The 12,438-nt window shown below is 53.4% G+C and carries 13 protein-coding genes and 2 pseudogenes; 9 read left to right on the top strand and 6 right to left on the bottom strand.

The window, feature by feature from the left end; translation table 11 throughout:
* Positions 1–37: 37 nt before the first annotated feature.
* From AM329_RS06970 to AM329_RS06980, 3 genes are all read right to left on the bottom strand, one after another.
* Positions 38–1,057, bottom strand: a complete 1,020-nt coding sequence (locus AM329_RS06970; RefSeq protein WP_003857408.1) for a Zn-dependent oxidoreductase — start codon at positions 1,055–1,057, stop codon at positions 38–40.
* A gap of 14 nt (positions 1,058–1,071) precedes the next feature.
* Positions 1,072–2,286 (bottom strand): D-mannonate dehydratase ManD, encoded by a 1,215-nt coding sequence (gene manD / locus AM329_RS06975; protein ID WP_032609103.1) that lies wholly within the window; start codon positions 2,284–2,286, stop codon positions 1,072–1,074.
* Positions 2,287–2,397: 111 nt separating this feature from the next.
* Positions 2,398–2,724 carry a YnfA family protein gene (locus tag AM329_RS06980; RefSeq protein WP_003857412.1) on the bottom strand — a complete coding sequence of 109 codons (327 nt, stop codon included), beginning with the start codon at positions 2,722–2,724 and terminating at the stop codon, positions 2,398–2,400.
* A 150-nt stretch (positions 2,725–2,874) separates the two neighbouring features.
* Here AM329_RS06980 and AM329_RS06985 point away from each other — a divergent pair, with 150 nt between their 5' ends.
* Positions 2,875–3,213 (top strand): DUF1283 family protein, encoded by a 339-nt coding sequence (locus AM329_RS06985; RefSeq protein ID WP_023300007.1) that lies wholly within the window; start codon positions 2,875–2,877, stop codon positions 3,211–3,213.
* Positions 3,213–3,773 (top strand): spermidine N1-acetyltransferase, encoded by a 561-nt coding sequence (gene speG / locus AM329_RS06990; protein ID WP_003857416.1) that lies wholly within the window; start codon positions 3,213–3,215, stop codon positions 3,771–3,773. Before AM329_RS06985 ends, speG begins: the two co-directional genes overlap by 1 nt.
* A gap of 17 nt (positions 3,774–3,790) precedes the next feature.
* Here the strand turns inward: speG and AM329_RS06995 are convergent, their stop codons facing one another.
* Complete coding sequence (locus AM329_RS06995) at positions 3,791–4,501, bottom strand: YnfC family lipoprotein (protein ID WP_044596272.1); 711 nt, start codon at positions 4,499–4,501, stop codon at positions 3,791–3,793.
* Positions 4,502–4,643: 142 nt separating this feature from the next.
* Between AM329_RS06995 and AM329_RS07000 the strand changes: the two genes are divergently transcribed.
* The 7 genes and pseudogenes from AM329_RS07000 to AM329_RS07030 all read left to right on the top strand — a co-directional run bounded on the left by AM329_RS07000 (position 4,644) and on the right by AM329_RS07030 (position 10,965).
* Positions 4,644–5,399, top strand: coding sequence for a glycosyltransferase family 25 protein (locus AM329_RS07000; RefSeq protein ID WP_023300004.1), 756 nt, complete (start codon positions 4,644–4,646; stop codon positions 5,397–5,399).
* 128 nt (positions 5,400–5,527) lie between these two features.
* Entirely contained in the window at positions 5,528–5,833 is a 306-nt protein-coding gene (locus AM329_RS07005; RefSeq protein WP_003857424.1) for a DUF1161 domain-containing protein, read from the top strand.
* A 130-nt stretch (positions 5,834–5,963) separates the two neighbouring features.
* Positions 5,964–8,401, top strand: a pseudogene (gene ynfE / locus AM329_RS07010) (selenate/tellurate reductase subunit YnfE).
* Between the two features lie 10 nt (positions 8,402–8,411).
* A complete protein-coding gene (locus AM329_RS07015) occupies positions 8,412–9,029 on the top strand; it encodes a DMSO/selenate family reductase complex B subunit (protein WP_017384545.1) in 618 nt (205 codons plus the stop codon).
* A gap of 1 nt (position 9,030) precedes the next feature.
* A complete protein-coding gene (locus AM329_RS07020) occupies positions 9,031–9,885 on the top strand; it encodes a dimethyl sulfoxide reductase anchor subunit family protein (RefSeq protein WP_032609102.1) in 855 nt (284 codons plus the stop codon).
* Positions 9,886–9,929: 44 nt separating this feature from the next.
* Positions 9,930–10,544 (top strand): Tat proofreading chaperone DmsD, encoded by a 615-nt coding sequence (gene dmsD, locus AM329_RS07025; RefSeq protein WP_003857435.1) that lies wholly within the window; start codon positions 9,930–9,932, stop codon positions 10,542–10,544.
* 109 nt (positions 10,545–10,653) lie between these two features.
* Positions 10,654–10,965, top strand: coding sequence for a YebG family protein (locus tag AM329_RS07030; protein WP_032609101.1), 312 nt, complete (start codon positions 10,654–10,656; stop codon positions 10,963–10,965).
* Positions 10,966–11,140: 175 nt separating this feature from the next.
* Here AM329_RS07030 and catA read toward each other — a convergent pair whose 3' ends face one another.
* The gene (gene catA, locus AM329_RS07035; RefSeq protein ID WP_032609100.1) at positions 11,141–11,818 is read right to left on the bottom strand and encodes a type A chloramphenicol O-acetyltransferase; all 678 of its coding nucleotides are present in this window, start codon (positions 11,816–11,818) and stop codon (positions 11,141–11,143) included.
* Between the two features lie 85 nt (positions 11,819–11,903).
* Positions 11,904–12,351 (bottom strand): annotated as a pseudogene (locus tag AM329_RS25435) (LysR substrate-binding domain-containing protein); the annotation flags it as partial.
* Positions 12,352–12,438: the final 87 nt, after the last annotated feature.

A 12,438-nucleotide genomic window follows, 5' to 3' on the forward strand; every position in this document is an offset into this window, starting at 1 on the left:
AGAGCCTGTCTTCGCAGGCTCTTAACCGCGTGAATTATTATTGGTCGAACGTGAGCAAGACTTTGCAGCACTGCCGCTGGTCTTTTTCAAACAGTTCGATGGCGTCTGTAACGTGGTGATAGTCAAATGTATGGGTGACCAGTTTTTCAGGGTCGATCAGCCCTTTTTCCAGCCAGTCAATGACCACCGGGAATTTGTTGGCATTCAGGCGCGAAGAGAAGATCGACAGCTCTTTGCCGGTGATCCCCTGCTGCACGATCTGGCTCGGGTCGCTGGAAAATCCCATCAGCACGATGCGCGCCGCCGGAGACGCCAGCGTAATCGCTTCCTGCAAAATGGACGGATGACAGGCAGCATCGATGATTAATGTCGGCTTGATGCCTTTTTCATCCAGCGCAGTCTGTAACGACTGCTCGCCGTTGTTGAAGACCCAGTCTGCGCCGCTGCGTTGCGCCATCTCCAGCCGCTCATCAATGCGATCTACCACGATGACCTGCTTCACCTTGTAAACGCCCTTCAGCGCCTGCACGGTGACCAGCCCCATCGGGCCTGCGCCGTAGATCAGCGCCACGTCCTGTTCGGTGGGTTTCGCCTGCCCCGTCACGTTGGCGGCAATGGTGAATGGCTCAACCATCACCGCGTGTTTGTCAGGGATCGCATCCGGAATGTGCCAGGCATTTTTCGCCGGCACGACGGCGTATTCGCTGAAACCACCGTCGCGATGGACGCCCAGCACCACCAGCGAGGTGCAAACGTTCGGTTTACCAACGGAACAGGGGTAGCAGTGCCCGCAGCTGATCACCGGATCCACCGAAACGCGCTGACCCAGTCGGGTGCCCTCCACGCCTTCGCCAACCGCGTCTATTTCGCCAAAGAATTCGTGACCGATTACCCGCGGATATTTTGCAAACGGGTTATGCCCGCGATAGATATGGCTGTCTGAACCGCAGATACCGGCGAGCTTAATTTTGACGCGGACGTCGCCTGCCCCCGGCAACGGGAGAGGACGCTCCTCAATCTCCAGCGCATTCGGCTGTTGGATCACTACGCTTTTCATCATTCGCTCCTCGTTTACCAGTTCCAGAGAGTGCCGTCTTCCAGACGGGCCACCGGCAGATAAGCCGGATCGTACGGGTATTTCGCTGCCAGCTTCTCATCAAACTCAATGCCCAGCCCTGGCTTGTCGCCCGGGTGCATATAGCCGTTATCGAAGCGCCAGCTGTGCGGGAACACTTCCAGCATCTGCTCTGAATAACCCATATACTCCTGCACACCAAAGTTCGGTACCGACAGGTCAAAATGCAGCGCCGCGGCGTGGCAAATCGGCGACAGATCCGACGGGCCGTGTGAGCCGGTACGCACCTGGTAGAGTGAGGCAAAGTCCGCAATGCGACGCATCCCGGTGATGCCGCCCGCATGGGTTATGGTGGCGCGGATATAGTCAATGAGCTGCTCTTCAATCAGCTGCTTGCAGTCCCAGATGCTGTTGAACACTTCCCCCACCGCAATTGGCGTGACGGTGTGCTGGCGGATCAGGCGGAAACACTCCTGGTTTTCAGCGGGAGTCGGATCTTCCATCCAGAACAGGCGGTAATCTTCAATACTTTTGCCGAACCGCGCCGCTTCGATGGGCGTCAGACGGTGGTGCATGTCGTGAAGGAGATGTTCACTGAAACCGAACTGGCTGCGCACTGCGTCGAACAGTTTGGGCGTGAAGTCGAGGTATTTCTCGGTGGACCACAGCTGCTCTTCCGGCCAGGCGCCCTTGGTCGCAGGTTCATACGCCAGCCCTTTGCCTTTGGCCATGCCGTAGGTGGTTTTCATTCCCGGCACGCCGCACTGCACGCGAATTGCCTTGAAGCCCATCTCTTTATGACGGGCATAATCTTCCAGCACGTCGTCAATGGTGTGCCCGGTGGTGTGACAATAAACCATCACCCCTTCCCGGGAAGCCCCGCCCAGAAGCTGATAGAGCGGCATGTTCGCGGCTTTCGCCTTAATGTCCCATAGCGCCATATCCACGGCAGAAATCGCTGACATGGTGACCGGACCACGACGCCAGTAAGCGCCTTTATAGAAGAACTGCCAGATATCTTCGATGCGGTGCGCATCGCGGCCAATCAGCTGAGGGCACAGGTGATCTTTCAGGTAAGAGGCAACGGAAAGTTCGCGTCCGTTCAGCGTGGCATCACCCAGGCCGACAATGCCTTCATCGGTCGTAATTTTAAGGGTGACAAAGTTACGCCCCGGGCAGGTGACAAATACTTCAGCCCCGACAATCTTCATAATCCATTTCCTTACATCGCTCGTTGTGATGGAGGAAATTTACGCAACTACACTACTACCATACAAGTATAATGATCGTAAAATCAGCGGGCGATCACACTATAAGGACGCTTATGCGCGTCCCCAACCGGCCACGATGATCAACATGCCGCACAGGGCAATCAGCGCGCCTGCCCAGTCATACAGGCTTAGCCTGACGCCATCGACAACGCGCAGCCACAGCAGCGCGGTACAGACATACACTCCGCCGTAGGCCGCATATACCCGCCCGCTGGCGGCCGGATGCAGGGTGAGCAGCCAGACAAAAAGGGCCAGGGACACACCCGCCGGGATCAGCAGCAGCGCGGAAGCGCCCCGCTTTAGCCAGAGCCACGGCAAAAAGCATCCGATGATTTCGCACAGCGCGGTCGCGAAAAAAAGCAGCGTCGTTTTGAACATTTTTCTCGTTTCGTGAGGATTGATTTAGACATCATACGCGATAATGTTCACATCGTTCCCATACCTGCCGCGCGGGTATGACACCCTTTCGGATTGGTGTAGAATCCAACGGGGTAATCCGATTGTCTGCACCCGTTTAAAGGAAACGCTATGACTACATTAAGCAAACGCCTTTGTCTGACAGCCGCACTGGCACTGTCCTCGTTCGCCTTCGCCGCAACGGCATCAGCCGAAACCAGCAAACTCATCATTGAGTCTGGTGACAGCGCGCAAAGCCGCCAGAATGCTGCCATGGACAAAGAACAATGGAATGACACCCGCAGCCTGCGTCAGAAAGTGAATAAGCGCGTGGAGAAAGAGTGGGATAAAGAAGACGTCGCGTTTGATGCCCGCGACAAATGCCAGCAAAGTGCCAACGTCAACGCTTACTGGGAGCCTAACACCCTGCGCTGTCTCGATCGTCGCACTGGCCGCACGGTAGCACCGTAATGTCGACGCCGTGTGACGTTAAGCTCCGTCCGCTGGAGCGCGAAGATTTACGCTTTGTTCACCAGCTCGACAACAATGCCAGCGTGATGCGCTACTGGTTTGAAGAGCCTTATGAGGCGTTTGTCGAGCTGTCCGATCTCTACGATAAGCATATCCACGATCAGAGTGAACGCCGGTTTGTGGTGGAGTGCGAAGGTGAAAAAGCCGGGCTGGTTGAACTGGTTGAGATCAACCACGTTCACCGTCGGGCGGAATTTCAGATCATTATTTCACCGGAGCACCAGGGGAAAGGTCTTGCGTCGCGAGCGGCAAAGCTGGCGATGGATTACGGGTTTAACGTCCTGAATCTCTACAAGCTTTACCTTATCGTCGACAAAGAGAACGAAAAAGCGATTCATATCTACCGTAAGCTGGGCTTTATGGTGGAAGGTGAACTGATCCATGAGTTCTTTATTAACGGCGAATACCGTAACACCATACGCATGTGCATTTTCCAGCATCAGCATCTGGCCGGGCATAAGTCCTCCTCCGCCAGCCTGCTTAAACCCACCGCGCAGTAACCTGCGCGGTTTTATTCTCAATAATATTCAATGCTGTTTTTGATGGTGTACTTGCGCTCAACGGCAGGTTTGACGCTGTCATCTGTTATCAGCAGCTCACAGTTCACCGGGTTGTTGTGGCGATCGTAATCACAGCTCTGCTTTACATTGCCCATCGGTTTATCGTTCAACAGGCTTACCGCCGTATAATCCATGCGCTTGCGCAGATCTTCCGAAGGCACCGACTTGACCGATAAACGCTGGTCGCCGGAAACCGTAGTTTTAACCAGCGGGTAGCCGTCGGCGTCATACTGGTACTTCACTTCCATCTCTTTACTGTGCGCTGCAACCACAAACCCGTTATCGTCGGTGTCCCACGTCAGGCCGGCAGACGGCAGTTCCGCCAGCTGGCATTTCCCCTGCAACTTTACCTTCTGCTGCTGGGTTTCCGCATCGACGTAGTAGTTAGCATCCAGCACCAGCGCAACGCCCGTATTCGCTTCGAGATCGTGCAGTTCCAGCGTATCGAAACACCCTTCCGTTGACATCGTGCCGGTCACACGTTTAGAGACTTCACCCTTATCGTTAAACAGCGTCTGGGTAAAATCCTTCACCGGCCCGCGCAGAGGATCAAAGTCAAACTCGTTCGAAAAGCTCGCCATCTCCGGCGTAAATGACAGCGGCGCGGTGTTGTTGTCGCATCCCACCAGTACCGTTGCCAGTAGCGTTATCGCTGCGTATTTGTTCACATCATTTACCAAAAGGATGAAAGGATAGTGGCACTTATAGTAGCAAATAGTATGGTAACGATGTTGAATTGATTCAAATACTGGTAAAATGTAAGAATGTAGATGTAGTCCAGTCAAACAGTCTTTAAGGAACGTTCAAAGGATGAGAACTTTTATAATCAATCTCAAACACTCGCTCGAACGTCGTGCAAAAATGGAATCTCAACTATTAAAGCTGAACATAGCACACGAATTTATCGAAGCAATTGATGGTCGGAAAATGGCTGAAGCTGAACGCAAAAATGTTACGCGCGAGGTAAATTATGCTTTTCTCCCGGGTGAAGTTGGTTGCGCATTAAGTCATCAGGAAATATATAAAAAAATAATATATGAAAATATCGACGCAGCTCTCATCCTCGAAGATGATGTTGTAATAAATAATGATTTACGTGAAATACTCGACAACGTAACGCTTAGCGCGACTAAACCTGAGATTATACTTCTTAGTCGAGTTAATAAATATTACAAAAAGCCTCTTAAAAGCATAAGCGGCTCATATAGCATTCATAAAACTCAACAAGCCACGACTGCTCACGCTTATATTATTAATCAAAAAGCTGCCAGTAATCTCCTTCAAAACCTATATCCTGTGTGGATGGTTTCTGACAAATGGACCTTGTTTGAAGATTTATCTTTAGCGAAAATTCATTCAATCGTGCCTTTTCCAGTACGTCTTTCCGAAGAAGCGAACGCCTCGACTATTAATGAATCGAAAGGCGATGCTGCTTTAGATGCCAAAAAGAAAGAAATCTGGGAGTTGCTGATGCGGGAAAGACCTTTAGCTGCAAAGCTTCGCCACCGTTATCGACGCGCGATTACGCCACTGTTCAATACAATAATTAATCAAGGGAAAGGGTAAGCTTATTATTCTTTTTGATTACAGCGCGTTTCAGCACCACCAGGACAATTCAGAAAGACAGACCCAAAAACAAAAGCTTACCCTAGCCCTGCTATGCTTACAGTCTACACAGTGAAAAGGAGCTACAGATGAAACGGTTACCCTGGATTACCGCCCTGCTGTTAATGAGTGCTTCACCCGCTCTTCTTGCGGCCCCGGATTCCTGCGAGCGCGTGAAAAGCGACATTCAGCAGAAGATTATCAACAACGGCGTACCGGAGTCTGGCTTTACCCTGAACATCGTCCCGAACGATCAGGCCGATCAGCCGGATGCGCAGGTCGTTGGGCATTGTGCCAACGATACTTTCAAAATTTTGTATACCCGCACCAGTAGCGGCAACTACCCGGTGAGCGGCGCAGGTACGCAGGAGAATGCGCCCGCTGAGCCGCAATGATTTCCCCACTCAATTCACCTGATTTGACGAGGATTAATATTTAATACCTCTAAATAAGTAACACTCCCCCCATCATTAGCCCGGTTGTAGTCACGGGTGAAAATAATTATTAACAATGATGGGGTGAGTCATGTCCGAAGTTGAACATCACGGCGGGATAAGCCGTCGAACTCTGGTTAAATCTACTGCCATAGGATCTCTGGCGCTTGCCGCCGGTGGGATCGCATTACCTTTTGGTCTAAAAAGCGCCGCCGCCGCTGTGCAGTCCGCTATTCAGCCCGCAGATGACAAAGTCGTCTGGGGCGCCTGCTCGGTAAACTGCGGTAGCCGTTGTGCGCTGCGTCTGCACGTTCGCGATGACGAAGTCTATTGGGTTGAAACGGATAATACCGGCGAGGATGTTTACGGCAACCATCAGGTTCGCGCCTGCCTGCGAGGCCGTTCAATTCGCCGTCGCATCAATCACCCAGACCGTCTGAACTATCCGATGAAACGCGTGGGCAAACGCGGAGAAGGCAAGTTTGAGCGTATCACCTGGGAAGAAGCGCTGGACACCATCGCCACGAGTCTGAAAAGCGTGGTCGAAAAATACGGCAACGAAGCGGTCTACATTAACTACTCCTCCGGAATTGTAGGCGGCAACATCACCCGTTCCTCCCCTTACGCCTCGCTGGTCGCGCGCCTGATGAACTGCTACGGCGGCTTCCTCAGCCACTACGGCACCTACAGCACCGCGCAGATCGCCTGCGCAATGCCCTACACCTACGGCAGCAACGACGGCAACAGCACATCGGATATCGAAAACACCAAACTGGTGGTGATGTTCGGCAATAATCCGGCGGAAACGCGCATGAGCGGCGGCGGGATCACATACTTCCTTGAGCAGGCGCGCGAACGGTCAAACGCGCGGATGATCGTTATCGATCCGCGTTATACCGACACTGCCGCAGGGCGTGAAGACGAGTGGATCCCGATTCGTCCGGGCACCGATGCCGCGCTGGTGGCAGGTATTGCGTGGGTGCTGATTAATGAAAATCTGGTCGATCAACCTTTCCTCGATAAATACTGCGTGGGTTATGACGAAAAAACCCTGCCGGAAGGCGCACCAGCTAATGGTCATTACAAAGCCTATATTCTCGGCCAGGGTGATGACAAAACCGCGAAAACTCCGGATTGGGCGTCTCGCATAACGGGCATCCCTGCCGAACGCATCATTAAGCTGGCCCGTGAAATCGGTTCGGCGAAACCGGCCTACATTTGCCAGGGCTGGGGCCCGCAGCGTCAGGCAAACGGGGAGCAAACGTCCCGCGCCATCGCCATGCTGCCGATCCTGACCGGCAACGTCGGCATTAACGGCGGTAACAGCGGCGCACGCGAATCGACCTACACCATCACCATCGAACGCATGCCGCTGCCGGAAAATCCGGTGAAAACGCAAATCTCCTGCTTCAGCTGGACGGATGCCATCGTGCGTGGACCGGAGATGACCGCCCTGCGCGACGGCGTACGCGGCAAAGATAAGCTCGATGTGCCGATCAAGTTCATCTGGAACTACGCGGGTAATACCATCATCAACCAGCACTCCGATATCAACAAAACTCACGACATTTTGCAGGATGAGAGCAAGTGCGAAACGATCGTCGTCATTGATAACTTCATGACCTCGTCTGCGAAGTATGCCGATATTGTTCTGCCGGATCTGATGACCGTCGAGCAGGAAGATATCATCCCCAACGATTACGCCGGCAACATGGGATACCTGATTTTCCTCCAGCCGGTTACCGCCCCGAAGTTCGAGCGCAAGCCCATTTACTGGATCATGAGCGAAGTGGCGAAACGCCTCGGACCGGATATCCATCAGAAATTCACCGAAGGCCGTACGCAGGAGCAGTGGCTGCGCTACCTGTACGCCAAAATGGTCGCCAAAGATCCGCTGCTGCCGTCCTACGACGCGCTGAAAAAAATGGGTATTTATAAGCGCAAAGATCCAAATGGACATTTTGTGGCCTATAAAAAATTCCGTGACGATCCGGATGCCAATCCGCTGAAAACCCCGTCGGGCAAAATCGAGATCTACTCCAGCAAGCTGGCGGATATTGCGGCAACCTGGGAACTGCAAAAAGACGAAACCATCACCCCGCTGCCGGTCTATACCTCAACCTTTGAAGGCTGGGACGCGCCCGAGCGCAGCAAATTCCCGCTGCAACTGTTCGGTTTCCACTTTAAAGCCCGTACCCACTCCAGTTACGGCAACGTAGATGTGCTCCAGGCCGCCTGTCGCCAGGAGGTGTGGCTTAACCCTGTGGATGCAGAGCAACGAGGTATCAAACTGGGGATATGGTGCGCGTCTTCAACGACCGCGGCGAAGTGCGCATTGCTGCGAAAGTCACCCCGCGCATCATGCCCGGCGTAAGCGCGATGGGCCAGGGCGCCTGGCATGACGCCAACATGAACGGCGATCGTGTCGATCACGGCTCCTGCATCAATACCCTGACCACGCACCGCCCGTCACCGCTGGCGAAAGGCAACCCGCAGCACACGAACCTGGTGCAGATCGAGAAGGCATAAGGATTAACCGATGACAACCCAGTATGGATTTTTTATTGATTCCAGCCGCTGCACCGGGTGCAAAACCTGCGAGCTGGCCTGCAAGGATTACAAAGACCTGACCCCGGACGTTAGCTTCCGTCGTATTTATGAATATGCGGGCGGCGACTGGCAGGAGGATAACGGCGTCTGGCATCAGAATGTCTTCGCCTATTACCTGTCGATTGCCTGCAACCACTGCGAAGATCCGGCCTGCACCAAGGTCTGCCCGAGCGGGGCAATGCACAAGCGCGACGACGGTTTTGTGGTGGTGGACGAGGATGTCTGCATCGGCTGTCGCTACTGCCACATGGCCTGCCCGTACGGCGCGCCGCAGTACAATGCCGCCAAAGGCCACATGACCAAGTGCGACGGCTGCCACAGCCGGGTGGCGGACGGCAAAAAGCCCATCTGCGTCGAGTCCTGCCCGCTGCGCGCGCTGGACTTTGGCCCGATTGAGGAGCTGCGCAAAAAACACGGCCAGCTTGCTGCCGTCGCGCCGCTGCCGTCTGCGCACTTCACAAAGCCGAGTATTGTGATTAAACCTAACGCCAACAGCCGTCCGACGGGGGACACCACCGGCTACCTGGCAAACCCGAAGGAGGTGTGAGATGGGAAGTGGATGGCATGAATGGCCGCTGATGATCTTCACCGTTTTCGGGCAGTGCGTGGCCGGCGCGTTAATCGTGATGGGCTTCGTCTGGCTTAAGGAAAATGATGACAAGGCCAGAATGCGCATCGTGCGCAGCCTGTTTTTTCTCTGGCTGGTAATGGGTATTGGGTTTATGGCTTCGGTGCTGCATCTTGGCTCCCCGCTGCGTGCCTTCAACTCGCTTAACCGCGTGGGCGCGTCAGCGCTGAGTAATGAGATCGCGGCGGGTTCGCTCTTCTTTGCCGTGGGCGGTTTCTGGTGGCTGGTGTCGGTTATCGGTAAAATGCCCCCAGCTTTGGGCAAAATCTGGCTGGTTGTCAGCCAGCTTCTGGGTATCGTTTTTGTCTGGGCGATGACCCGGGTCTATCAGATAGAGACTGTCCCGACCTGGTATACGGGTTACACCACGCTGAGCTTCTTCCTGACGATGGTCCTTGCTGGTCCTCTGCTGGCCGCACTGCTGCTACGCGTCGCAAACGTGACATTCAAAGGTACTCTTGCCGCGTCTGTCAGCGTACTGGCAATTATCGTCTGCGTGGCGGTCGTCGTGTTGCAAAGCAATACGCTGGGGACGATACAGAGTTCCATCCAGCAGGCCAGCGCCCTGCTGCCAGATTATGGTTCGCTTCAGGTATGGCGCATCGCGTTGCTGGCGGCGGGTTTAGGCTGCTGGATCTGCCCGCTTATTCGTCGTCAGGAGCCAAAAACACTCGGCCTGTTTGCAGGTGTCGTTCTGGTGGCGCTGGGTGAACTGATTGGCCGTGGGCTATTTTATGGTCTGCATATGACCGCAGGGTTAGCAATTGCAGGTTAACACAGGTGCGCGGGGCTACCCGCGCGCAAGTAAGGAAAGTTGTAATGAATGATGTCTCACACCGCGAATCGTTCGCGTTCAGCGCCCGGGTACTGGGCGCGCTGTTTTATTTCGCCCCAGACAGCGAGCAGATCGCGCCGCTGGTGAGTGCCCTGACCGCAGGTGACTGGGTTCAGGACTGGCCGCTGGCGGAGGAAAACCTGCTGCCTGTCGCCAGTATGTTTAAGACCCCATCGGATGAAGCGTTGAAAGACGCCTGGCAGCGTCTGTTTATTGGCCCGTATGCCCTGCCCGCCCCCCCGTGGGGCTCGGTCTGGCTTGATCGCGAGTCAGTGCTGTTTGGCGATTCGACCCTCGCGTTGCGTCAGTGGATGCGTGAAAACCATATCGCCTTTGAGATGCAGCAGAATGAGCCTGAAGATCATTTCGGAACGTTGCTGATGCTGGCGGCATGGCTTGCCGAGAACGGTCGCGAAACAGAACGCGACCAGCTTCTTGCCTGGCATCTGCTGCCATGGAGCACGCGTTTCCTTAGCGTATTCGTTGAAAACGCGGCCCATCCGTTCTACACCGCGCTGGGTAAACTTGCCCAGCTGACGCTGGCGGAATGGCAGTCCACTTTGCTGATCCCGATTGCCGAAAAAACGCTGTACCGATAACAGCACCTGGCTTGTCCACCCGTTGTGCAGGCCAGGCTCGCACATTTTTGCTGCAACACAACGTCACAACTGCTATACTGTATATAATTACAGTATACGGGGGTGCACAATGGCTGTTGAAACAAAATTTGTTGTCGTAAGAAAAGGTGAAGAAAAAATGACATTTGCCAGTAAGAAAGAGGCTGACGCTCACGACAAACTGCTCGATATGGCAGAAGCGTTTACCGACTGGCTGTTGCAAAGCGGAATGCAGATGGATGAAACGCAGGCGGAGAACCTAGGTCTTTATCTCGCCGAGCAGAAAGAGTCCGTGCAGCATATCCTGCGTACCAGCAAGCTTCCCGAGCTCAATGCTGAAACGGATAAAACAGCATCAGATGCGGACAGCACCAAAAAAATCCGGGCCGTCAAAGCCGCCTGATCGTCAGAACGTCTCATCACCTGTCCTGCCGCCGCGGGCCGGAAACGGCTCGCGGCTTAATCATGCATTATTTCGATCTTCTCGAAAACAATGCGATTGAATATTTTAATCTGTTCTGGCGTAAAATTTGGTTACAGCATTTCCTCTCGTCAGACGTATGTTAAAAACACGTGAATCACACGTTCGGCGCCTCTGAATGGTGTGGTAAATTATCACATAACTCTTGCAACTCGTTGATCATCCTGGCTACATGGAAGCCATCACAAACAGAATGATGGACCTGAACGGCGAAAGGCAACAAGACTTTTTCATCCTGGTTATAGTATTTTCCAAACGTGAACATGGGCGCAAAAAAATTCCGCATGTTAGCGACGTTGACGTTAAAACTGCTAAAACTGACCCACGGAATATCAGATATGAAAAATATATTCTCCCGGGACTCTTCTTTGGGCCAGTAGGCAAGATTATCACCATAGCGAGAAACGTCTTCTGCATAAACGTTCTGAAAGTGATGAATATTCCCGTCGAAGTGACTCCATAATGATGAAAACGTCTCCGTCTCTTTATGGAAAAGGGTATAGCTTGGATGAACCTCATTCCATATTACAAGCTCATCATCCTTTATGGCCATACGGAATTCCGGATGCCGGTTTACGACGTGAGAAATAAGGGAAATAATCGCAGGATAAAATTTCCAGCCAACCTCTTTGATATGCTTTAGCAGCACGGTAATGTCCAGCTGAACCGTTTGGTTAAATGTAGATTGAGCAAAGCCCTGAAATACTTCAAAGTGTTCCTTTCTTGCCCAACGTGATAAGTCAACTACCGTATATTCTGGCGTTATTTTTGTCATTTCAGAGCCTTAGTTGAGCTGCGCTATATAAAATAGTAGCGTATCACAAACGCAGGGGCTGTATAGACCGTAGCGCAGAGGCACTCTAAATTTTCAGCGTATCAATCACCGCTCTCAGCGCCGGGGACACGTTGCGGTGTGGATAATAGAGGTACAGTCCGTCCATCCGCAGGCTATAGCGCTGTAAAACGCGTATAAGCGTGCCACGCTCCAGATCGTCAGCCACCAGCTCAACCAGGACATAGGCCAGCCCGAGTCCCAGCCGGGCCGTTTCGGCCTCCATGTAGCTGTCGGAAAAGGCCCATTGCCCCTCCGGGCGGTGAGTCACTCGCTTCCCATCCTGCACAAGCTCCCATTGATAGTGGTTACCGTCGGCGAACTGGTAGGCAATGCAGGGATGAGCATCCAGATCGGCGGGCGTCTGCGGAAAACCATAGCGCCGAAAATGCGCCGGAGCGGCAACCACAGCCATCTCCATATCGGGCGTGATGCGCACGGCAATCATCCGGCCCCAGCCGGACGCCAGCGTCGAATGAAAACATTCACCCAAACTGTCCGCCGTGCTGCTATGCGCATCATTAAGTTGAGTTAAAACAATGAATTAGTAAGAAACACGAAAT

The sequence above is a fragment of the Enterobacter cloacae complex sp. AR_0002 genome (assembly GCF_001922365.1).
Classification (GTDB): domain Bacteria; phylum Pseudomonadota; class Gammaproteobacteria; order Enterobacterales; family Enterobacteriaceae; genus Enterobacter; species Enterobacter hormaechei_C.